The sequence below is a fragment of the Sporichthya polymorpha DSM 43042 genome (genome assembly GCF_000384115.1).
Lineage (GTDB): Bacteria > Actinomycetota > Actinomycetes > Sporichthyales > Sporichthyaceae > Sporichthya > Sporichthya polymorpha.
In genome coordinates, this window is record NZ_KB913029.1 from 543,060 (window position 1) to 565,287 (window position 22,228).

Sequence of the window (22,228 nt, forward strand, 5' to 3'; positions counted from 1 at the left end):
AAGGGGTGACACCCCTTGTCGACGAGAAGGCGTCGGAATTCGGCGGTGGCGGCGGGGCGGGGAGTGCGGGACGATCGGGCTGCCCGAAAGCTCACCACCCCCGAAAGCTCAAGCCCAAGAGCACGCAGGGAGCAGCGATGCCGGCCTACCGGACGATCGAGAACATCCAGCTCGGCGACGTGGAGTTCTGGAAGCAGCCGCTGTCGGAGATCGACCGGGCCTTCGCGGCCCTGCGGGAGGAGTCCCGCCGCGGGGGTGGACTGTGCTTCCACGAAGAGGTCACGCCGATGGGCAGTGACACCCCCGGGCCCGGGTACTGGTCGGCGGTCACGTTCGACGACGTCCGGACGGTCAACCGCGACCAGCAGGTGTTCTCCTCCGCGTCCGGCGTGATCTCCGGCGACTCGGACCCCGAGTACCTCGCCGTCGGGTCGATCATCGTGATGGACAACCCGCGGCACCACCAGCTGCGCAGCCTGGTCTCGAAGGCGTTCACCCCGCGGACGCTGGCGCAGGCCGAGGCCTCGATCCGCGACCGGGCGCGGCGGCTGATCGACGCCGCCCGCGAGACCGGCGGGTCGTGCGACTTCGTCTCCTCGTTCGCCGCTCCCCTGCCGCTGCAGGTCATCTGCGACATGCTCGGCATCCCCGAGTCCGACGAGGCACAGGTCTTCCACTGGACCAACGTGCTGCTCGGCCTCGGCGACACCGAGCTGGTGACCAGCGCCTCCGACCTGACGACCGTCGCGACCGAGTTCCTCGGCTACGCCGCGCGGCTCGGCGTCGAGCGCGCGGAGCACCCCGGCGACGACCTGGCCTCGCTGCTGATGCAGGCCGAGGTCGATGGCGAGCGCCTGACGCCGTTCGACTTCGCTGCCTTCGTCGTCCTGCTCTCGATCGCGGGCAACGAGACCACGCGGCACGGCCTGTCCTGGGGCATGCATCTGCTCACCGAGCACCCCGACCAGCGCGCGCTGCTGACGGAGAACTACGAGGAACTGGCGCCGCGCGCGGTCGAGGAGATCGTCCGCTGGGCCAGCCCGATCCTGCACATGCGCCGCAAGGCGCTGACCGACACCGTCGTCGGTGACACCAAGATCGCGGCCGGCGACAAGGTCGTGATGTGGTACTGGTCGGCCAACCGCGACGAGGACGTCTTCGCCGACGGGCACCGCTTCGACATCCAGCGTCCCAACGCCGGCGAGATGGTCGGCTTCGGCGGCGGCGGGACCCACTACTGCCTCGGCGCGAGCCTCGCCCGGCGCGAGATGACGATCATGTTCGACGAGATCCTGCACAGCCTGCCCGACCTGCAGATCACGGCCCCGCCGAACCGGCTGCAGGCGAACTTCGTCAACGGCATCAAGTCGATGCCGTGCGAGTTCTCGGTGGCCTGAGCCTCAGTCTCGCACCGGCTCGTAGCGCAGGATGAAGGCCCCGGAGGCGAGATCCTGCCGACCGACCAGGCGCAGGTCGACGTGCTCGGTCAGGCCCGCGAACAGGTACGGCCCGTGCCCGGCGAGCCGCGGCCAGACGAGGAACTCGTAGGAGTCGATCAGGCCGAGTCCGGCTAGTGCGAGCGGCAGCTGCATCCCGCCGGTGTAGAGCGGTCCGCCCGGCTGTTCCTTGAGGTCGCGGACGAAGGTCTCCAGATCCCCGCGCACGATCTCTGCGTTCCAGTCGACTGTTTCCAGCGTGCTCGTCACGACGTACTTGCGCGCCGCGTCGATCTCGCGGGCGAACGGGAGCATCCACTCCGGGACGTCGGCGAGGATCCCCGGGGGCCGCCAGGCCGCCTCCATCATCTCGTAGGTCACGCGGCCGAACAGGAGCCCGTCGGCGCGCGCGATCTGCTCCATCGCGAAGCGGTGGACGTCCTCGTCGGGGGTGATCGCCAGGTGGTCGCAGCAACCGTCGACCGTCAGATTGATCGAGTACCGGAGCGGGCGCATCCGCCCAACCTACGGTCACGAGGCGAGGGAAGCCGCGATCCCGTCGAGGATGTCGTGCTCGGAGGCGATCAGGTCGAGCTCGCCGAGGCGGCGGACGATCCGGTCCACCACCAGGGCACCGGCGCCGATGACGTCGACGCGGCCGGGGTGCATGACGCCGATCGCGGCCCGCTGGTCCTTGGTCGCGGCCAGCATGCGGGCCGAGATCTGATGCACCGTCTCGGCGGGGACGCGCGTGCCGTGGATCGCGACCGGGTCGTACGCCTCCAGGCCCAGCGAGATCGCGGCGATGGTCGTCACCGTGCCCGCGACGCCGATCAGCGTCCGCGCCTTCTCCAGCGGCACCACCTCGGCCGCGAGGTCGATCGCGGCGTCGATGTCCGCGGTGGCGGCGGCGATCTCCTCCGCGGTGGGCGGGTCCGAGTGCAGGCGCCGCTCGCGCATCCGCACGCACCCGACGTCCACCGACCGCGACGCGAGGACGCTCGCGGCGCCGTCGGCCACGTCGCCGAGGACGAACTCCGTCGACCCGCCGCCGACGTCGACGACGAGGTACGGCCGGGCCAGGTCCGCATCGGTCGCGGCGCCCAGGCCCGCGGTCGCGCCGGCGAACGAGAGCGCGGCCTCCTGCTCCCCGGTGACGACCTCGGGCTCGACGCCGAGGATCTCGGCGATCCCGGCCCGGAACTCGGCGGCGTTCTCCGCGTCCCGGGAGGCGCTGGTCGCGACGAACCGGATCCGCTCCGCTCCCGCCGCCCGGATCGCCTCGGCGTACTGGCGGGTCGCGGCGAAGGTCCGCTCCAGCGCCTCCGGCGCGAGGCGGCCGGTCGCGTCCACGCCCTGTCCGAGCCGGACGACCAGCATCCGGCGGTCGACGTCGACCAGCCCGGAGTCGGTGACCTCCGCGATCAGCAGGCGGATCGAGTTCGTCCCGCAGTCGATACCGGCGACTCTCACGGGTCCACCTCCACGCAGGGCCCCTTGCGCCACCACTCGCCGAGGAGTTCGAGCGCCTCGTCCCCGAGCGGGTTGACGCCGGGGCCGGCGGCGAGCGAGTGCCCGACGAGGACGTGAAGGCACTTGACCCGCCGCGGCATCCCACCGGCGGAGGTGCCCGCGATCTCGGGGACCTCCTCGATCTCGTCCCGCGTCGCGAGGTAGGCCTCGTGGGCACGCTGGTACGCCCCCGCGAGCTCGGGGTCGTCGGCCAGACGGGCCGTCATCTCCCGCATCAGACCCGAGGCCTCGAGGGTCCCGATCGCCGAGGCGGCGGTGGGGCAGGTCAGGTAGTACAGCGTCGGGAACGGGGTGCCGTCGTCGAGGCGCGGCTTGGTCTTCACCACGTCGGGGAGCCCGCACGGGCACCGGTGCGCGACGCCGACCGCGGCCCGCGGAGGTCGACCCAGTTGGGCCTTCACCACGGCGGCGTCGGCGGGCTCGAGGCCCGAGGTCACGGAGCCGCCCGCCCCGTGGGCAGCTCGCTGACGGGCTGCGCGGCCTCGTCGACGGAGTCGAGCATGCGGTCCCACCACGGGCCCTCGGCCTTGGCGCGGGCCTCCTGCTCCTTCTGCACGAGCATCGGGTCGGAGACGCGGAACGCCATCTCGCCGGGCATCACGTAGTGCAGGCGGCGCCGGGCCTCGCGCTCGATCGCGTACGGCTCGTTCGCCGCGGCGACCTGCCTCTCGAGTTCGGCGACGCGCTCGGTGTCCTGCGCGACCTGCTGCCGAAGGTCGGAGATGTTGTTGCGCTGCGCGACGTAGCGCTGGGCCGGGATCGCCACCGTCATCGCGACGACGAACAGCACGGCCGCGAACACCGCGGCCCGCCGTGTGAAGTAGCTGCGGGGGCCGCTGCCCGGCGGCGTGACCGCGACCGGCGCGGCCTGGGCCGGGATCCGCGCCCGGCCGCTGTGCACCGCCGGCCGCGCAGCGCCGCGGCTCGCGGCCGGGCGAGCCCGGTCCCGAGACGTCGGTCGCGCGGCGGCGCGGCGGGGCACCTTCACGTCAGACCTAGCCCTGGTACCGCGGGAAGGCGGACCGGCCGGCGTAGCGGGCGGCGTCGTCGAGCAGCTGCTCGATGCGCAGCAGTTGGTTGTACTTCGCGACGCGCTCGGACCGCGCCGGGGCGCCGGTCTTGATCTGGCCGCAGTCGGTCGCGACCGCGAGGTCGGCGATCGTGGTGTCCTCGGTCTCGCCGCTGCGGTGGCTCATCATGCAGCGGTACCCGTTGCGGTGCGCGAGATTCACGGCGTCGAGGGTCTCGGTCAGCGTGCCGATCTGATTGACCTTCACCAGCAGCGCGTTCGCGGTGCCCTCGGCGATGCCGCGGGCGAGCCGCTCCGGGTTCGTGACGAACAGGTCGTCACCGACGAGCTGGACCCGGTCGCCGAGGCGCTCGGTGAGCGCGTGCCAGCCGGCCCAGTCCTCCTCGTTCATCGGGTCCTCGATCGAGACCAGCGGGTAGCTGGCGACGAGGTCCGCGTAGTACTCGGCCATCTGCTCCGCGGTGCGCTTCTGGCCCTCGAAGTTGTAGACGCCGTCGGAGTGGAACTCGGTCGCGGCGACGTCCAGCGCGAGGACAACGTCGTCACCGAGGCGGAAACCGGCCGCCCCGATCGCGGTCGCGATCAGGTCGAGCGCGGCCCGGTTCGACGGCAGGTCCGGTGCGAAGCCCCCCTCGTCACCGAGGCCGGTTGCGAGGCCCTGCTGCTTCAGGACGGACTTGAGCGAGTGGTAGACCTCCGCGCCCCAGCGCAGTGCCTCGGAGAACGACTCGGCCCCGACCGGGGCGATCATGAACTCCTGGATGTCGACGCTGGTGTCCGCGTGCGCGCCACCGTTGAGGATGTTCATCATCGGCACCGGGAGCACGTGCGCGCTCGGGCCGCCGACGTAGCGGAACAGCGGCAGTTCCGCGCTCTCGGCGGCGGCGCGCGCGACGGCGAGGCTGACGCCGAGGATCGCGTTCGCGCCGAGGCGCGACTTGCCGGGCGTCCCGTCGAGGTCGATCAGGGCCTGGTCGATCAGGCGCTGCTCGCTGGCGTCGAAGCCCAGCAGCGCGTCCTGGATCTCCTCCTCGACCGCGGCGACGGCCTTCAGGACGCCCTTGCCCTGGTAGCGGTCGCCACCGTCCCGGAGCTCGACGGCTTCGAAGGCGCCGGTGGAGGCGCCGGAGGGCACGGCCGCGCGCCCCACCTTGCCGTCGTCGAGCACGACCTCGACCTCGACGGTCGGGTTGCCGCGCGAGTCGAGGATCTCGATCGCGACGATCTCGTCGATGGTGGCCACGTTCGTCACTCCATTTCAGACAGCGCTGACGACACTACCGAGCGTTCGCAACGCGACGGCGGAGCCGCACCGGCGGCTCCGGGTGAACACGAAGATGCTTCATTCGATTGTCCGCCTTCGCCCGATTCGCCCACCGCGGGGCCTACCGACCGAGCAGGGTGCGCAGGTGCCGCGGGGGCGGCGAGCCGTGGGCGAGCAGGCGGTCGTGGACTTCGCGCTCCGCCCGTCCCGGGTCCGCGGCCCGGACCTCGGCGACCAGGTCGCGCACGCCGAGATACCCGACGAAGTACGTCGAGAGCTGGGTGGAGGTGAGCAGGGACCGGCGCCACTTGCCGTGGGCCTCGCCCTCCTCCTGGTGGCCGCGGCCAGTCATCAGCGCCATGGCCTCGTCCTGCGTCATCCCGCGCGTGTGGACGCGGACATCGAGGATCGTGTTGATCGTCATCCGCAGCTGCATCTTCAGCTGCTGCATCCGCAGGGCGTCGCCACCGAAACCGTGACGGGCCATCAGCTCCTCGGAGTAGACCGCCCAGCCCTCGACGAACGGGCCGCTCCAGAACGCGGCGCGCACCTTCGTCGGCGCCACGCAGCGACGGTCGTGCGCGAGCTGGAGCACGTGCCCGGGCATCGCCTCGTGGATCGTGAGGTTCCGCAGCATGTGGCAGTTGTACTCACGGAAGAACGAGCTGACCCGCTCCGCCGGCCAGTCGGCGGGGGTCGGCGAGATCGCGTAGAACGTCGGCAGGTTCGCGGTCTCCAGCGGGCCGGGCGGGTCGCAGTAGGCGACCGCGACGCCGCGGTGGATCTCCGGCATGACGACGATCTCGACCGGGTCGTCGTGCACGGTGACGAGGTCGTGCTCGCGCACGAACGCGGTCGTCTCGACCAGCGTCTGCTCGGCGAGGCCGACGATCGTGTCGTTGGTCGGGGCCTCGGCGGCGAGGCCGTCCAGCACACGCCGGACCTGCTCGGGCCCGGGGCGGCCGCCGTCGATCCGCGCGGCGGTCTCGGCGATCTCCGCGCTGATCCGCTCCAGCTCGGCCTCCGCGCGGGCCAGCAGGGTGTCCGGGTCGTCGTCGGTGTCGAGCGTGAGCCGCAGCCGGCGGGCGAACAGCTCCGGCCCGAGCCGTGGGTCGCCGGACGCCTCCGGGAGCCGGTCGGACAGCCACGCCAGGTGCTCGGTGAGCGCGTCGGAGGCAGCCTCGGCGAGGGGCTCGATCAGCGTGCGCAGCCCGGGGTCCTGGGCCGCGGCGACGGTGCGCTCGAGCTCGGTGGCGATCAGCGTCCGCGTCCCGGTGAACTGGCCGATCGCGGTCTCGACGTGGATCGCCGGCATCGCTTCGAGGTCCGTGCGGGCCTGGGCAAGCAGGGCCGGAATGGCCGCCAGCCGGCCCGCGAGCGAACGGATCCGGTCCGCGGCGGGGGCGAACTCGCGGGCGAGCAGCAGGTGCAGCGCCGTGCCCGGGTTGGCCTCCAGCGGGTTCCACGCGTGCTCGCGCAGCTCGGTCAGCTCGAAGACCCGCCGGCGCAGGTGGTGGACGAGGATCTCGCGGTCGACGGACTCCGCGGCGCTCGCCGCCGGCGGCAGCGCGGCCAGCTCGTCGAGGCGGGCCGAGCGCCGGGCGAGCTCGTCGGCGCGGGCCACGGGGCCGGTCGCGGGCAGCTGGTTGTCGAACCGGTGGTCGCCGAGCGCCGTCGCGGTGACCGGTTCGAGCGCGAGGTGCTCGTCGAGGATCTCCGCCGCGGCGGCGACGAACGCCTCGGTGTAGTCGGCTCCGTCGGCCGTGGTCGTCATGCTCCCCCGCCCTCCCCCGGCTCGCGGGCCGCGGCCGATTCCAGGTCCCGGACCGTCGCGGCGAAGCGCCGGCACGCGGCGCGGAGCTCGGCCTCGGCGTCGAGGCCGCGGGCCCGGGCGGCCGCAACCGTTGCGAACAGCAGCTCACCCAGGTCGGCGTCGGCCGGGACGTCGGCCTGCGGCACCGGCACGACCAGCGGGGCCTTCTCGGCCCGGGAGAGCAGCTTGTCCGCCAGCGCGAGCGCGGGCTGGGCCAGCGGCACCCCGTCCATCGCGGAGGTGCGGCCCTTCTCTGCCGCCTTGAGCTTCTCCCAGTTCGCCTCGACGTCGGCCGCGGTCTCGGCGACCTCGTCGGCGAACACGTGCGGGTGCCGGCGGACCAGCTTGGCCGCGATCCCGGCGGCGACGTCGTCGATGTCGAAGGGGTCCGCGGCGTCCTCGGCGGCGATGCGCGCGTGGAAGACGACCTGCAGCAGCAGGTCCCCGAGCTCCTCGCGCAGGTGCGCGCGGTCGCCGGACTCGACGGCCTCGATCGTCTCGTAGGTCTCCTCGACCAGGTACTTCAGCAGCGAGGAGTGGGTCTGCTCGGCGTCCCAGGGACACCCGCCCGGCGAGCGGAGGCGGTCCATGACCGCCACCAGCTCCAGCAGCGCCGCCCCGGGGCGGTCGGGCCGATTCACCCCTTGGGCGCCTTGAGGAAGTCCCAGGAGGTCACGGTGATCTGACCCACCTTCGGATCGAACGTCCCGTACCGCGGGTTCACCTTGATCCGCAGCGACTCGGCGACCGCGATCAGGCGCTTCGCGAACTCCTCGTTCAGCTGCGTCTCGCCCGCGTTCGGGAACTGCTGCTCGATCGCCTCGCTGATCTTCCGTTCGATCGTGAAGCGTCGGTACACCTCGTCGAGCGACTCGACGGTGACGTTGTTCTGCGCGGCGAGCTCCGCGAGCTCGTCCGCCGAGCGGCTCTCGGCCGAGCGCGTCTCCTCGATGTCCGCCTCGGTGATCCGGAGGTTCATCTGCTGAGCGGCGCGCTCGAAGACCAGGTTCAGCACGCGCCGCTCGACCTCGACGCGGGCGGCGTCCGGGTCGAGCTCGGTCGGCAGCCCGAACTCCTCCCGCTGCTCGCGAACCTGGTCGAGGTAGCTCTGGATCTCCGTGACCGTGATCCGCTGGTCCTCGACGATCGCGGCCGCACCCAGCTGGCTCGGCTCGCAGGCGGACAGACCGCCGAACGTCACGGCGGCGGCGAACAGGAGCGCGACGCGCCTGCTGCGGTTCACGCGGATCTCCTCAGGACTTGCCGGCGGTGTTGGCGCTCGAGATGTCGGAGGTCACCAGCTCGACGACCTGCCGGGCCCAGTCCAGCAGCTCCAGGCCGACGAGCGGGGTTCCACCGACCCGTGCGGTGCTCGGGCGCGGCACGAGGATCGTACGCACGGGCGCCTTCACCACGGACTTCGGGTACAGGCGCTGCAGACGCATCTGCTGGGACTCGCGCAGCGTCACCGGACTGAACCGGACGTGCGGCCCGGCGACCGTCACCTCCTCGATCCCGGCGCCCCGGACGAGCGAGCGGAAGCGCGCGACGGCGAGCAGGTTCTCCACCTCGGTCGGCACCGGCCCGTAGCGGTCCGTGAGCTCGTCGCGGACGGCGGTGATGTCCTCCTCCGGGTCCCGCCCGGAGATCGAGCCGATGTCCGCGATGCGCTTGTACGCCTCCAGGCGCAGGCGCTCTCCGGGGATGTAGTCGTGCGGGATGTGGGCGTCGACGGGCAGCTCGACCCGCACCTCCGACGGCGGGGCCTCCTTGCCCTCCCCCTGCGCCTTGTACTCGGCGACGGCCTCGCCGACCATCCGGACGTAGAGGTCGAACCCGACGCCCTCGATGTGGCCGGACTGCTCGCCGCCGAGCAGGTTGCCGGCGCCGCGGATCTCGAGGTCCTTCATCGCGACGTACATGCCGGCGCCGAGCTCGGTGTGCTGCGCGATCGTCGCGAGCCGCTCGTGCGCGGTCTCGGTCAGCGGCTTCTCCGGCGGGTACAGGAAGTACGCGTACCCCCGCTCGCGCGAGCGCCCGACGCGGCCGCGGAGCTGGTGCAGCTGCGCGAGGCCGAGCACGTCGGCGCGCTCGACGATCAGGGTGTTGGCGTTGGAGATGTCCAGGCCGGTCTCGACGATCGTCGTGCAGACGAGGACGTCGAAGCGCTTCTCCCAGAAGTCGACGATGACCTGCTCGAGCGTGTGCTCGTTCATCTGCCCGTGCGCGGTGGCGATGCGCGCCTCGGGGACGAGCTCGGCCAGGCGCTTTGCGGCCTTCTCGATCGACTCCACGCGGTTGTGGACGTAGAAGACCTGACCCTCCCTCAGGAGCTCGCGGCGGATCGCGGCCTGGATCTGCTTGTCCTGGTACGGCCCGACGAAGGTGAGGACGGGGTGCCGCTCCTCCGGCGGGGTCTGGATCGTCGACATCTCCCGGATGCCGGTGATCGACATCTCCAGCGTCCGCGGGATCGGGGTCGCGGACATCGTGAGGACGTCGACGTGCGTCCGCAGCTTCTTCAGCTGCTCCTTGTGCTCGACGCCGAAGCGCTGCTCCTCGTCGACGATGATCAGCCCGAGGTTCTTGAACTGCGTCGTCGCCGCCAGGAGCCGGTGCGTGCCGATGACGACGTCGACGCTGCCGTCGGCGAGACCCTCGAGGACGGCCTGGGCCTCGGACGCGGTGTTGAACCGGGAGAGGTTCTTCACCGTCACCGGGAACGGCGCGTACCGGTCGGAGAAGGTCTGGAAGTGCTGCTGGGACAGCAGTGTCGTCGGGACCAGGACCGCGACCTGCTTGCCGTCCTGCACCGCCTTGAACGCCGCGCGGACCGCGATCTCCGTCTTGCCGTAGCCGACGTCGCCGCAGATCACGCGGTCCATCGGGTACGGCTTCTCCATGTCGGCCTTGACCTCGTCGATGGCCCCGAGCTGGTCGGGCGTCTCGATGTAGGGGAAGGCGTCCTCGAGCTCACGCTGCCACGGGGTGTCCGGCGCGAAGGCGTGCCCGGGGGCGGAGGTGCGCGCGGCGTAGAGGCGGATCAGCTCACCCGCGATCTCCTTGACCGCCTTGCGGGCGCGGCCCTTCGCCTTCTGCCAGTCCGCGCCGCCGAGGCGGTGCAACGCCGGCTGTTCGCCGCCGACGTAGCGCGTGACGGCCTCGAGTGCGTCCGACGGGACGTAGAGCCGGTCGCCGGGCTGGCCGCGTTTGCTCGGCGCGTACTCGATGACGAGGTACTCGCGCGTCGCGCCCCCGACGGTGCGCTGCACCATCTCCACGTACTTTCCGACCCCGTGCTGGGAGTGCACGACGAAGTCGCCGGGCCGCAGCTGCAGCGGGTCGACCATGTTCTTGCGCCGGCTCGGCATCCGGCCGCGCAGGTCCTTGGTCGAGATCCCCGCCCGGCTGGTGAGGTCGAACTCGGTGAGGACCGCGAGCTTGCGCGCCTCGTCGACGAACCCGGTCGCGAGCTCCGCGCACGTCACCAGCGCCATGCCCGGCTCCGGCGGACCGGCGATCTCGTCGACCAACCGCACCGGGAGGCTGTCGGCGGCGAGCACCTCGACCGTGCGCTGCGCCGTCCCGTGCCCGGCCGCGACCATCACCACCGACCAGCCGTCGGCCAGCCAGCCCTGAACGTCCGCCACCGCCCGCGCGGTCTCGCCCCGGTAGGCCTCCGGCGCCCGCGCCCCCAGCGCAGCGTCCGAAGGATCGGTCGCAATAGCAGCCACATCGTCGGACGCACCGTCATCGGCGGTGTCGGTCGAGGCGAAGGGCGCGATCGTCCACCACGGGAGCCCGAGGCCGCGGATGTGGTCGCGGACCTCGGCGAGGTCGCGGAGCGCGGCGGCGCCGAGGTCGATCGGGGCCTGACCGCCGACGGCGGCGCCGGACCAGGAGGCCTCGAGGAACTCCTGGCTGGTGCGGACGAGGTCGGCCGCGCGGGCACGGACGCGCTCGGGGTCGCAGGCGACGATCAGGGTGCCCGGCGGCATCTGGTCGACGAGGAGCTCCATGCGGTCGACCAGGACCGGCGAGAGCGCCTCCATGCCGTCGACCGCGATGCCGTCGGCGATGCGTCCGACGATGTCCTCCAGCTCCGGGTGCGAGGTGCGCAGCGCGGCCGCGCGGTCCCGCACCTCCTTGGTCAGCAGGAGCTCCCGGCACGGGGGCGCCCACAGCGTCTCGCGGGTCTCGGCCTTCTCCCCCGTCTCCAGGCTGCGCTGGTCGGCGACCTTGAACGGGCGGATCTCCTCGACCGTGTCGCCCCAGAACTCGACGCGGAGCGGGTGCTCCTCGGTCGGCGGGAAGACATCGACGAGACCACCACGGACGGCGAACTCGCCGCGGCGCTCGACAAGGTCGACGCGCGCGTAGGCGGCCGCGGCGAGTCCGTCGACGACGGCGTCGAGCTCGACCTCGTCGCCGACCCGGAGGCTGACCGGTTCCAGCTCCCCCAGGCCCGGCACCATCGGCTGCACGAGGCTGCGCACGGGGCAGATGACGACGTCGAGCGGGCCCGCCGCCGGGTCGTCCGGCATCGGACGCGTGAGGCGGCGCAGGACGGCCAGCCGGCGGCCGACGGTGTCCGCGCGGGGCGACATGCGCTCGTGCGGGAGCGTCTCCCACGACGGGAACACCGCGACGCGCTCGGCCGGGAGCAGCGCGGAGAGGGCGGCCTGCAGGTCCTCGGCCTCGCGGCCGGTCGCGACGACGGCCAGCACGGGGCGGCCGGTGCGGGCCGCGAGCGCGGCCAGGGCGAACGGGCGCAACCCGGGCGGGCCGATCAGGTCCAGGCTCGGCAGGTCACCGGCCTGGGCGCGCGTCAGCGCGTCGGCGAGCACCGGATCGGTGGCGACGACGTCGAGGAGACCGGACAGCGGCACGGTGAGCCTCTTCCCATGCGGGTGCGGACAACGCGAACACCCCGGATCCGCAACCGGACCGGGGTGGTCACAGCCTACGTCGGCCCGGCGACAACACGTCCGGGCCGACCGCCTGGGAGGATCGCGGGCATGAGCACGCAGCGGAGTGGGCACTGGCGACGCACGGTGGCGATCGGGGCCGTCCTGGTCCTCGCCCTGGCCGGCTGCAGCGACGACGACGGCGGCGACACCGACGCCCTCGGGGAGGACCTGGAGGCCTCGGAGAGCCCCTTCCCCGCCCCCGGCAGCTACGCGGACAAGGTCAACCGGCTGTGCGACCAGCTCGCCGCGGACAGCCTCGACGTCACCGGCGGCGAGGACCCGACCCGCGCCCAGTTCCTCGAGGACCAGCCGAAGCTGGCGGCGCTCATCGAGACCTTCGACGCCGAGGTCGCCGAGCTCCCGGTGACGGACACCGACCGGACCGCCGCCGACGCGATGAAGGCCTTCCAACGCTCCAGCGACGAGAGCTACGCCAAGGTCGTCGACGCCGCGAAGACCGGCGACGACGCCGCGTTCCAGAGCGCGTTCACCGCGTTTCTCGAGGGCTTCGCGGAGACTGACGCCGACGAGAACATCCAGGCCCAGGGCATCTTCTGCCCCGGTCGGTAGACCTCAGCGCCGGCAGCGCAGCTCCCGGTCGGGAACCTCGAGCAGCCGGTCGACGACGGTCGCGGCGAGCAGCTCCCACTGGGCGTACCGGTTGGGGAACGCCGAGCGCTGGACGGCCTGGGCGGCGACGGTGAGGGGCATCCGCTCCCAGCCCGGGATCGAGACCAGCGGCCCGTAGAAGGCGGCCGCGGCGTAGGCCGGGGTGGTGATCTGCTTGCGGGTGCCCCAGCCGTAGGACGGGCGCTGCTGGAACAGCCCGAGCGAGTCGCGGTCGCCCCAGTTCAGGTTGCGGATCCAGGACTCCTGGTAGGCAGTCGCGAGCGCGATCACCGCGGCGCGCGGCGGGAGACCGAGCAGCTGGCCGACGGCGACGATCGTCCGCGCGTTCGCCAACTGGTGCGCGTCGAGCGCAGGCAGTTGCTGGATGCGCCGGGTGTAGCCGCACGCGCGGGACAGGTGCGGCAGCCGGGCGCGGCGCTGAATCGGCTTCGCCAGCACCCGCTGCGGCAGCGGCTGGCCGATCACGACCTCGGGCCGGCGCAGCGCCAGCTCCGGCCGCGCCGCGGCGCGGGAGGCCCGCACGTCCGCGGTAACGGGTTCCGACGTGACGCCCGGGGTGGCAGCGCTCGGCGCGGGAGTCGCGGTCCGCTCCCAGCCCCGGGGCAGGAACCGGTCCCCGGGCGCGGGCGCCGGGCCGGCGGGGCCGAGCGGCGACGCCAGGGCGGCCGCGTCCACGGCGTCGGCGTGCGGTTCGTCCGCGATCACCGGGCTCGCGAGGGCCGCGCCGACGAGGGAGAGGGCGACGGCCGCGGCGAGGGAGTGACGGCCGTGGCTCGGGCGGAAACGCGAGAGGCGACGTGGTGAGCCAGGCCACAGCCGGCGGTGCGCGTGGTGGGTGGGGAACACGGGAAAGGACCGTAGATCGGCACCTCGGACCCGTTCCCGAGCCGCTTTCGTCTCCGTCGAGCACCCTCCGGAGCACTGTCCGGCCTGTCCCGTTTCGTCCGCGTGTTGTGCGGCGTGTCGCGCGAGGTCACCGTGATCTACCGGACAAATCTTCCGCAGCCGCCGCGTGCTGCGTGCGCCGAGGGACGGCGGGTAGCCGCTCCTTCGTAATGCCAAAGAGTCGGATCCAGACGCCGCGTCACCTCGACGCGACCCAGCCGGTGGGCGGGGCCGTCGGGGCCGCTGTCGACGCCGCACCCGCGCCCGGCGCCGCCGGCGAACTCGTCGCGGGGGCGCCCTTCGGGCTCGGCGACCGGTACCGGTTGCGGCGGCTGCTCGGCACCGGCGGCATGGCGTCGGTGTGGCTCGCGGACGACGTCGGCGGGCGCGAGCCCGTGGCCGAGGCGGTCGCGGTGAAGATCCTCGCCGACTCCCTGGCCCTGGACCCCCAGTTCGTCGACCGGTTCCGCCGGGAGGCGCAGATCGCCGGAACGCTGCGGCACCCGCGGCTCGTGGCGGTTGTCGACGACGGCGGCGACCACCGCCGCCCGTACCTCGCGATGGAGTACGTGCGCGGGAAGACCCTCGCCCAGCGGATGAAGGCCGACGACCCGCCCGACGCGATGACGCTCGCGCGGCACATGCTGGAGGCCGTCGCCTACGTGCACGACTCCGGGGTCGTGCACCGCGACATCAAGCCGTCGAACCTGCTGCTCACCGACACCGGCGAGGCGAAGCTCTTCGACTTCGGCATCGCGCTCTCCCCCGCCGCCGCGCGCCTGACGCAGACCGGCGAGGTCATGGGCACCGCGCGGTACGTCGCACCCGAGGTGCTCGAAGGTGTCGCCCCGACCTACCGCTCCGACCTGTACTCGTGCGGCGTGCTGCTCGAGGTCTGCGTCGGCGCGAGCGCGCCGCCCGTCCTCTGGGACGTCATCGACGCCTGCACCCGCCTGCGCACGTCCGAACGCCCGGCTTCCGCCCGCGAGGCGCTCGCCCTGCTCGAGCGCGCCGGGCCGGCGCGCACCCCCCGTCCGCGGTCCCACCCGTCCACGACCCGAGGAGCCGAACCGTGTCGGTGAGCCCAGCCCGGTCCAGCGCGGCCCGGATTCGCACCACCGGATCCCCGACCGACGCCACCATCGGCGGTCGGCCGACGCACCGGCGCCGGACGCTCCTGCCCGCGCAGTTGCGCCCACGCCGACGGCAGCAGCAACTCGACCCGGCGACCGTGATCGCCCGGCAGCGCCGGGTGTTCGGCGGTGTGAAGATCGGCGCCGCGTTCTTCGGCTGGGTCACCGCGGTCGGCATGACGGTGCTGCTCACCCTCGGCGTCCTCACGCTGATGATCGCGATCGGCGTCGTGCTCGGCACCGACCCGGACAGCGCCACCGACGGTGCCGCGTCCAACGCGGTCGCGGTCAGCATCCTCGGCGCGATCCTGCTCGCGGTCGTCCTGTTCGGCGCCTTCCTCTGCGGCGGCTACGTGGCCGCGCGCATGGCTCGGTTCGACGGACTCCTGCAGGGCGTCGCGGTCTGCGGATGGACGGTGGGCGTGCCGGTCGCACTGTTCCTGCTCGCCCTCGTGCTCGACCTCGGCTTCCGAGACGTCGCGCTCTCCCTGCTGCCGAGCATCGCGACGGCGGTGCTCGGGCTCGGTGCGCTCGGCGTCGCGGCGCTCGGCGCGATCACGGGCGGTCTGATCGGTGAGCGGTACCACCGCGTGGTGGACCAGGTCGGCCTGACGGGCGGTCCGACGGAGGGTGCCGGCGCGGAGGAACGTGCGTGAACCTGGGGAAGCAGATCCGGGCCGGGGGACCGCGTGTCGTCGGCGCGATCGGGGCCGTGGTGTTCGCCCTGCTGGCGACGCTGTCGGCCGGGTTGTACTCGCTGACGGAGTCTCAGGCCGTGGCGCTGGAGGAGTGGATCCCGTCCTCGGCGGTCGCGCCCGACGCCCCGCGGCGCTCGAGCGTGCTCGCCACCGACGGGTCGGTGATTGCGACGTTCGGCGTGCAGGACCGCGTCGACGTCGACCTCGCCGACGTCGCGCCGGTGCTGCAGGACGCGGTGCTCGCGATCGAGGACAACCGCTTCTACGACCACGGCGCCATCGACCCCGTCGGCATGGTGCGTGCCCTGACGGCGAACATCGCGGCGGGTGGCGTCAAGGAGGGCGGCTCGACGCTGACGCAGCAGTACGTCAAGCAGGCGCAGGTCGCGGCCGCCGAGAACGACGACGACGTCAGCCGCGCGACCGAGACGACGATCTCCCGCAAGGTCCGGGAGATGGGCGCGGCCCTGGCGGTCGAGAGCCGCCTCGACAAGGACGAGATCCTCGAGCGGTACCTGAACCTCGTGTACTTCGGCAACGGGGCGTACGGCGTCCAGGTCGCCAGCCAACGCTACTTCAGCAAGCCTGCGAAGGACCTGACGCTGCCTCAGGCAGCGCTGCTCGCCGGCATCGTGCGCTCCCCCACCGCGTACGACCCGATCAAGAACCCGGAGAACGCGACCCAGCGCCGCAACGTCGTCCTGACCCGCATGGCCGAGGTCGGCCGGATCAGCCGCGAGGAGGCCGAGGCCGCCAAGTCCGAGTCGCTCGACCTGAAACCGACGCCGCTGCGCCTCGGCTGCGCCGACGCGGTGCACCCGTGGTTCTGCGGCTACGTCGTGGCGGAGGTCCGCGCGATGGAGAGCCTGGGCGACTCCCCCGGCGAACGCATGGAGCGCTTGTACGAGGGCGGTCTGACGATCCGGTCGACGCTCGACCCCAAGGTGCAGGCGGCGGCGCAGGCGTCGGTCGACGACCACATTCAGCGCGGCCACGACATCGCCAGCGCGATCGTGATGACCGAGCCGGGCACGGGCGCGGTGCGGGCCATCGCGATGAACCGGGACTGGGGCGAGGACACCGACGCCGGCGAGACGACCGTGAATTACGCCCTCGACCGCAACCAGGGCGGCAGCGCGGGCTTCCAGGCCGGCTCGGCGTTCAAGCCCTTCGTCGCGGCCGCCGCGTTGAAGAAGGGCATCGAGCCTTCGAAGCGGTTCAGCGCGCCGTCGTCGGTGACCGTGGACGGCTTCACCAACTGCGCGACCGGCCGCACGTACCCGCCCTACGGCGTCGGCAACTACGAGAAGCGCGGCTTCGGCTCGCTCGACCTCGCCCAGGCGACCGCGATGTCGGTGAACACGTACTACGTCCAGCTCGCCGAGGAGGTCGGCACCTGCGCGCCGCCGGAGCTCGCCGAGAAGATGGGCGTCAAGCGCGCGGACGGCGAGGACCTCTCGCGGGTGCCGTCGTTCGTGCTCGGCGTCGACGAGGTGTCGCCGCTGCGGCTGGCCGAGGCGTACGCAACGTTCGCGGCGGACGGAAAGCACTGCGCCTCCCGCGCCATCGTCGGGATCACCGAGCCCGACGGGGGTGAGCTCGAGGTTCCCGGCCGCGACTGCGAGCAGGTGCTTCCGAAGGAGGTCGCCCGCGGGGTGACCGAGCTCCTCGAGAGCGTGATCGACGGTGACATCGACGACCGCACCGGGGCGAAGATGTCCCTCGGCCGCCGGCCCGCAGCCGGCAAGACCGGGACGACCAACGACGCGACCGCGGTCTGGTTCGCGGGCTTCACCTCCCAGCTCGCCGCCGCGGTGTGGGCCGGCTACCCCGACGGGTCCCGCCCGCTGAAGAACGTCCGCGTCGACGGGCAGCGGTACGAGACCCTCTTCGGCGGCGCCCTTCCCGGCCCGATCTGGCGCGACGCCATGCTGGCCGCGTTGAAGGGCGAGCCGATCAAACGGCTCGCGACCCCGGTGACGGCGTTCGGCCGCGGCGAGGACTGACGCCCCGTCAGGCCCCGATCGTCGCGTCCTCGGCGGGATCGGGGACGGCGGCGAGCGTGGCGCCCGGACCGGGCATGCCGCGGCCGGTGCGGAGCAGCGTGCGCCACTGGGCGGAGCTGTAGTCGGCGGGCTCGGTGGTGTCGAGGAAGTCGCGGAGGACGGCGAGGAAACGCTCCGGGTCGGTGTGGTGCGGGAAGTGACCGGCGTCGGCGAAGATCTCGAGCCGGCTGCCCGGCATCGCCTCGTGGACGAGGTGGGCCTGGTCGACGGGGATGATCGCGTCGCGGGCGCCCCAGATGAGCAGCGTCGGCATGCCCTCGGCGAGGTAGCAGCGGTCGAGCATCGTGATGACCTGCCCGCGCCGGTCTACGGCCGCGCGCAACGTCCGCAGGAACGCGCTGCGCGCCGGTGAGTCGGGCAGGGCGTCGAACAGGCGCATCAGGTCACCGGCGTCGCGGCCGAGGTCGGTGTCGAGCCACCGCAGCACCCGAAGGCCGACCGATCCGGCCGTCCGCACCCCCGGCAGGCGCAGCAGCGGCAGGAGCGTCTCGACGCCGGGCGTCGCGACCAGGTGGAACAGCGGGTGCGTCTTGGGTCCGACGCCGCCGGTGCACACGAGCACGAGGCGTTCGCAGCGCTCCGGGAACTGGTAGGCGAACTGCATGGCCACGCCGCCGCCGAGCGAGTGCCCGCAGACGGTGACGCGGTCGAAGCCCAGGACGCTGATCAGGTCGCGCATCCCGCAGGCGAAGGCGGCGATCGAGTAGTCGGCCCGGGGCCGGTCGGAGCGTCCGTGCCCGAGTAGGTCGGGGGCGATCACGGTGTAGTGCTCGGCGAGGGAGTCGATCACCGGATCCCAGGTGTCGGAGCTGTCGCCGATGCCGTGGAGAAGCAGCAGGGGCGGGCCGCTCCCGGCGGTGCGGAACGCGCGGCGGTACCCGTGGACGGTGACGTACGAGATCGGGGGCACGGCCGGAGCGTGCCAGCGCGCTTTTCCCGCACCGGGACCACGGCGTTAACTCGAGGTAACCGCCCCCTGGGTGTGTCTCGGGTGTCGGCTCAGGTGCTGCGCAGCGGAGTGCAGTTCAGCGAGTCGACGGGGACCTTCAGCACCGAGCTGACGAGCTGTGCGGCCATGCGCTCCCACCGGGCGTACGCGTTCGGGAACGCGGAGACCTGGACGTCCTGGGCGGCCACCGTCAGCGGCAGCCGGTGCCAGCCACGGACCTCCGTCAGCTCGGTGTAGAACTTCCGCGCCGAGTAGTTCGGGTCCGTCACCTGGGAGTAGCTGCCCCAGCCCGCCGACGGGCGCTGCTGGAACAGACCGGCGGAGTCGAGGTGCCCGCCGCGGAGGTTCTTCAGGTACGACTCCTGCAGCGCGGTCGCGATCGCGATCACGGCGGCGCGCGGGGGCAGGCCCATCCGCTGCGCGACGTCGATGATGATCCGCGCGTTGCGCTGCTGCTCGGCGTTCAGCGTCTCGTTCTTCTGCGCGTACAGGTTGTAGCCGCAGGCGCGCTGCAAAGCCGCGAGCCGCTGCGCGGCCGCGACGGCCAGGCGCTGGTCCCGCAGGGCCTTCGCGCGGACCCGGGCCTGGTTCGCGGCCTTGCCGCCGAGGACGGCCCGCATCTGGTCGCGGGTCGCCCGCTCGGAGACGACGACCCGCTGGACGTCGGGGGCCGCGCCGGCGCCGGCCACGGACTCCAGGGCCACGCCGCCCGTGCTGCCGCCGACCCCGCCGAGGGTGACGCCGCCGACGGCGGTCACCGCCACCGCCGCTCCCGCCGCTGCGGGCACCGCGATCGGCATCCGGCGCTTCGGGGCCCGCCGGTGGCCCCGGGGCCGGGGCGCGGGCTCGGTATGGATCGCGGGGCGGGTCTCGGGGTGGGCCTCGGCGCGCACCACGTCGACCGGCACGACGGCCGGCGGCTCCGGGATGCTCGGGGCGCGGTGCTTGCCGCCGGCGGGGACGGGTTGGGACGACGGAGCGTCAGCGGACGGGCGCGGAGCGCGGCGACGGCCGGTCGCGCCCGGGAAACTTTTGCCCGGCGACTCCACGGCCCCCGTCGGGGCAGCATCCGGGGCGCACGCTGGTTCGGTACCGCCGAGAGGGCGGGCGTGACGGCCCATACTTTTTTCTACGGGCGACAGCGGCCTACCCCTCCCATCGGCAGGGCCAGGTTGGGAAAGGCCTTGGTAAGGCCGTCCCGACGAGTCCCGACATGTACCGGCGTCGACACCGTCGTCGACGTCGGCGTCGACACCGTCGTCGACGACACAACGCCCGGGCTCGTACCCCACCTCGCGGGGGTCCGAAACGTCACGAATTGAACGTATTTTGCGTTCGCTCGAGACCCTCGCGGACGAGCATCTCGACCGCGTCGGCGCAGCGGTCGATCTCGAGGTCGAGATCCTTGCGCTCGGCGGCGGAGAAGTCGCGCAGGACGTAGGCCGCGGGGTCCATGCGCCCCGGCGGCCGGTCGATGCCGAACCGGATCCGGTGGTAGTCGCCCGTCCCGAGGGACCGACGCAGCGACTTCAGCCCGTTGTGGCCGTTGTCGCCGCCCCCGAACTTGGCCCGGAGGGCGGCGAACGGCAGGTCGAGCTCGTCGTGGATCACGACCAGCCGCTCGGCCGGGACGTCGTAGTACTTGCACAGCCCGGAGACCGGGCCACCCGACTCGTTCATGTACGAGCGCGGCCGGGCGAGCACGACGGGCGGCCCGCCCGGGCCGCCCAGCCGGATCTCCGCGACGTCCGCGCGCGCCTTGTGGACCTTGAACGACGAGCGGGCCCGCTCGGCCAGGGTCTCGACGACGAGGAAGCCGATGTTGTGCCGGTTCGCGACGTACTCCGGCCCGGGGTTCCCCAGGCCGACGACGAGCCAGCGGTCCTCGGACATGGGAACCCTCTGGTGCAGCGTTCGGGCGCGGGAGTGCGCGTCGAACTACTCGGCGGCCTCGGCGGGAGCGTCGCCCTCGGCCTCGGCGGCCGCCTCGGCCGCGGGAGCCTCGCCCTCGGCGGCCTCGCCCTCGGCGTCCGGCTCCGCGGTGACCGGCACGGGGATGATGTTGACCGCGAGGTGCTCGGGGTCGGTGACGAGCTCGACGCCGGTCGGCAGGTCGATCTCCTTCGCGAGGACCTGGGAGCCGATCGGGCGACCGGTGATGTCGACCTCGAACGCCGACGGGATGTGGGTGGCCTCGGCCATCACCTCGAGGGTGTTGAGCTCCTGGGCGACCATGGCGTCCGGCACCGGCTCGCCGGTGACGTTCAGGGCGACCTCGACCTTGACCTTCTCGCCGCGCTTCACGATGAGCAGGTCGACGTGCTCCAGCACGCCCCTGATCGGGTCCCGCTGGACGTCCTTCGGGATCGCGAGCTCGTTCTTGCCGTCCAGGTCGATGGAGAGCAGGACGTTCGCCGTCTTGAGGGCGAGCATCAGGTCGTGGCCCGGCAGGGTGATGTGCTTCGGGTCCTGACCGTGCCCGTAGAGGACGCCCGGGACCTTGTGGTCGCGGCGGATCCGCCGGGCGGCGCCCTTGCCGAACTCGCTGCGCGACTCGGCGCTGATCTTGACCTCGGCCACGGTGGAACTCCTCTTTCACAAACGAACGTGGAACGTGTTTCTCACGTACGGGGGCGGTGGGTCGATGCTCGACGTGGGCGCGGCAAGCGCTGGCCCACGGAGGACCGGACTCGCCGTCGATCACGGAGGCCCTACCCCGAATCCGGGGCGGTCTCCCTCGCCGGGCAACCCCGGAAGCCTACCGGACGCCCGGCCACACCCTTACCCCGCGTGGGGCGTCAGCCCTGGCCCTCGAAGAGGCTGGTGACGGAGCCGTCGTCGAAGACCTCGCGGATCGCGCGGGCGATCAGCGGAGCGATCGAGAGCACCGTGAGCTTGTCGAACCGGCGCTCCTCCTCGATGGGGAGCGTGTTGGTGACGACGACCTCGGAGATCCGGGAGTTCTTCAGCCGGTCCACGGCGGGGCCCGAGAGGATCGCGTGGGTCGCGGCGACGATGACGTCGGCGGCGCCGTTCTCGAACAGGGCGTCGGCGGCCTGGGTGATGGTGCCGGCGGTGTCGATCATGTCGTCGACGAGGACGCAGGTGCGGCCCTCGACCTCACCGACGACCTCGTGGACCTTGACCTGGTTGGGCACGTTCGGGTCGCGGCGCTTGTGGACGATCGCGAGCGGGGCGCCGAGGCGGTCGGTCCACATGTCGGCGACGCGGACGCGGCCGGCGTCCGGGGAGACGACCGTGAGGCGGTTGCGGTCGACGCGGTTGCCGACGTAACGGGTCAGCAGCGGCAGCGCGAACAGGTGGTCGACGGGGCCGTCGAAGAAGCCCTGGATCTGCGCGGTGTGCAGGTCGACGGAGATGAGGCGGTCGGCGCCGGCGGTGCGGAACAGGTCCGCGATCAGGCGCGCCGAGATCGGCTCACGGCCGCGGTGCTTCTTGTCCTGGCGGGAGTAGCCGTAGAACGGCATCACGACGGTGATGCGCTTGGCCGAGGCGCGCTTGAGCGCGTCGACCATGATCAGCTGCTCCATGATCGCCTGGTTGATCGGCGTCGCGTGGCTCTGGATCACGAAGGTGTCCGCGCCGCGGACCGACTCCTGGAACCGCACGTAGATCTCGCCGTTGGCGAAGTCGAGCGCGGTCGTGGGGGTCGGCTCGATACCGAGCTCCGAGGCGATCTCCTCGGTCAATTCGGGGTAGGCGCGGCCCCCCATGACGAGCAGCTTCCGCTCGCCGGTGGTCGTGATACCCGTCATGGGTCTGCTCCTCCGGGGCCCTGGCGTCGGATGCGGTGGGGACGC

20 protein-coding genes are annotated in these 22,228 nt (G+C 72.5%); 5 read left to right on the forward strand and 15 right to left on the reverse strand.

Translation table 11 applies throughout. From position 1 onward, the window contains the following. The first annotated feature begins 137 nt into the window (after positions 1 to 137). A complete protein-coding gene (locus tag SPOPO_RS0102715; protein WP_019873245.1) occupies positions 138 to 1,397 on the forward strand; it encodes a cytochrome P450 in 1,260 nt (419 codons plus the stop codon). Positions 1,398 to 1,400: 3 nt separating this feature from the next. Here SPOPO_RS0102715 and SPOPO_RS0102720 read toward each other — a convergent pair whose 3' ends face one another. From SPOPO_RS0102720 to mfd, 9 genes are all read right to left on the reverse strand, one after another. Continuing rightward, positions 1,401 to 1,952, reverse strand: coding sequence for a dihydrofolate reductase family protein (locus SPOPO_RS0102720; RefSeq protein ID WP_019873246.1), 552 nt, complete (start codon positions 1,950 to 1,952; stop codon positions 1,401 to 1,403). A 15-nt stretch (positions 1,953 to 1,967) separates the two neighbouring features. Further along, on the reverse strand, positions 1,968 to 2,909 hold the full coding sequence (locus SPOPO_RS0102725) for a Ppx/GppA phosphatase family protein (protein WP_019873247.1): 942 nt from the start codon (positions 2,907 to 2,909) through the stop codon (positions 1,968 to 1,970). Next, on the reverse strand, positions 2,906 to 3,406 hold the full coding sequence (locus tag SPOPO_RS0102730) for a DUF501 domain-containing protein (protein WP_019873248.1): 501 nt from the start codon (positions 3,404 to 3,406) through the stop codon (positions 2,906 to 2,908). Before SPOPO_RS0102730 ends, SPOPO_RS0102725 begins: the two co-directional genes overlap by 4 nt. Further along, a complete protein-coding gene (locus SPOPO_RS0102735; RefSeq protein WP_156869512.1) occupies positions 3,403 to 3,957 on the reverse strand; it encodes an FtsB family cell division protein in 555 nt (184 codons plus the stop codon). The genes SPOPO_RS0102730 and SPOPO_RS0102735 overlap by 4 nt, the downstream gene beginning before the upstream one ends. Before the next feature lie 7 nt (positions 3,958 to 3,964). Then, positions 3,965 to 5,242: a phosphopyruvate hydratase gene (gene eno, locus SPOPO_RS0102740; protein WP_019873249.1), complete on the reverse strand. Its 1,278-nt coding sequence runs from the start codon at positions 5,240 to 5,242 to the stop codon at positions 3,965 to 3,967. A gap of 142 nt (positions 5,243 to 5,384) precedes the next feature. Continuing rightward, positions 5,385 to 7,037 carry a DUF885 domain-containing protein gene (locus tag SPOPO_RS0102745; protein ID WP_019873250.1) on the reverse strand — a complete coding sequence of 551 codons (1,653 nt, stop codon included), beginning with the start codon at positions 7,035 to 7,037 and terminating at the stop codon, positions 5,385 to 5,387. Continuing rightward, on the reverse strand, positions 7,034 to 7,717 hold the full coding sequence (locus SPOPO_RS0102750; protein WP_019873251.1) for a nucleoside triphosphate pyrophosphohydrolase: 684 nt from the start codon (positions 7,715 to 7,717) through the stop codon (positions 7,034 to 7,036). Before SPOPO_RS0102750 ends, SPOPO_RS0102745 begins: the two co-directional genes overlap by 4 nt. Next, positions 7,714 to 8,319 (reverse strand): SurA N-terminal domain-containing protein, encoded by a 606-nt coding sequence (locus SPOPO_RS0102755; protein WP_019873252.1) that lies wholly within the window; start codon positions 8,317 to 8,319, stop codon positions 7,714 to 7,716. Before SPOPO_RS0102755 ends, SPOPO_RS0102750 begins: the two co-directional genes overlap by 4 nt. A 10-nt stretch (positions 8,320 to 8,329) precedes the next feature. Next, positions 8,330 to 11,965: a transcription-repair coupling factor gene (gene mfd, locus SPOPO_RS0102760; RefSeq protein WP_019873253.1), complete on the reverse strand. Its 3,636-nt coding sequence runs from the start codon at positions 11,963 to 11,965 to the stop codon at positions 8,330 to 8,332. A gap of 129 nt (positions 11,966 to 12,094) precedes the next feature. Between mfd and SPOPO_RS0102765 the strand changes: the two genes are divergently transcribed. Continuing rightward, positions 12,095 to 12,616 carry a hypothetical protein gene (locus SPOPO_RS0102765; RefSeq protein ID WP_156869513.1) on the forward strand — a complete coding sequence of 174 codons (522 nt, stop codon included), beginning with the start codon at positions 12,095 to 12,097 and terminating at the stop codon, positions 12,614 to 12,616. Positions 12,617 to 12,619: 3 nt separating this feature from the next. On the opposite strand, the gene SPOPO_RS32275 is transcribed toward SPOPO_RS0102765, so the two are convergent. Next, positions 12,620 to 13,522, reverse strand: a complete 903-nt coding sequence (locus tag SPOPO_RS32275; protein ID WP_051098266.1) for a hypothetical protein — start codon at positions 13,520 to 13,522, stop codon at positions 12,620 to 12,622. Between the two features lie 209 nt (positions 13,523 to 13,731). Here SPOPO_RS32275 and SPOPO_RS27365 point away from each other — a divergent pair, with 209 nt between their 5' ends. From SPOPO_RS27365 to SPOPO_RS27375, 3 genes are read left to right on the forward strand one after another with little or no spacing between them, the layout of a single operon-like run. Beyond that, positions 13,732 to 14,643 carry a serine/threonine-protein kinase gene (locus tag SPOPO_RS27365; protein ID WP_019873255.1) on the forward strand — a complete coding sequence of 304 codons (912 nt, stop codon included), beginning with the start codon at positions 13,732 to 13,734 and terminating at the stop codon, positions 14,641 to 14,643. Further along, complete coding sequence (locus tag SPOPO_RS27370) at positions 14,634 to 15,350, forward strand: hypothetical protein (RefSeq protein WP_019873256.1); 717 nt, start codon at positions 14,634 to 14,636, stop codon at positions 15,348 to 15,350. The genes SPOPO_RS27365 and SPOPO_RS27370 overlap by 10 nt, the downstream gene beginning before the upstream one ends. After that, positions 15,347 to 17,398: a transglycosylase domain-containing protein gene (locus SPOPO_RS27375; RefSeq protein WP_019873257.1), complete on the forward strand. Its 2,052-nt coding sequence runs from the start codon at positions 15,347 to 15,349 to the stop codon at positions 17,396 to 17,398. The genes SPOPO_RS27370 and SPOPO_RS27375 overlap by 4 nt, the downstream gene beginning before the upstream one ends. Before the next feature lie 7 nt (positions 17,399 to 17,405). On the opposite strand, the gene SPOPO_RS0102790 is transcribed toward SPOPO_RS27375, so the two are convergent. The 5 genes from SPOPO_RS0102790 to SPOPO_RS0102810 form a co-directional block, all read right to left on the reverse strand. Continuing rightward, positions 17,406 to 18,368: an alpha/beta fold hydrolase gene (locus SPOPO_RS0102790; protein ID WP_019873258.1), complete on the reverse strand. Its 963-nt coding sequence runs from the start codon at positions 18,366 to 18,368 to the stop codon at positions 17,406 to 17,408. An 89-nt stretch (positions 18,369 to 18,457) separates the two neighbouring features. Further along, positions 18,458 to 19,315, reverse strand: a complete 858-nt coding sequence (locus SPOPO_RS32280; protein ID WP_156869514.1) for a hypothetical protein — start codon at positions 19,313 to 19,315, stop codon at positions 18,458 to 18,460. Between the two features lie 403 nt (positions 19,316 to 19,718). Then, complete coding sequence (gene pth, locus SPOPO_RS0102800; RefSeq protein ID WP_019873260.1) at positions 19,719 to 20,300, reverse strand: aminoacyl-tRNA hydrolase; 582 nt, start codon at positions 20,298 to 20,300, stop codon at positions 19,719 to 19,721. Positions 20,301 to 20,345: 45 nt separating this feature from the next. Then, positions 20,346 to 20,987, reverse strand: a complete 642-nt coding sequence (locus SPOPO_RS0102805; protein WP_019873261.1) for a 50S ribosomal protein L25/general stress protein Ctc — start codon at positions 20,985 to 20,987, stop codon at positions 20,346 to 20,348. Between the two features lie 218 nt (positions 20,988 to 21,205). Further along, positions 21,206 to 22,183: a ribose-phosphate diphosphokinase gene (locus SPOPO_RS0102810; RefSeq protein WP_019873262.1), complete on the reverse strand. Its 978-nt coding sequence runs from the start codon at positions 22,181 to 22,183 to the stop codon at positions 21,206 to 21,208. Positions 22,184 to 22,228: the final 45 nt, after the last annotated feature.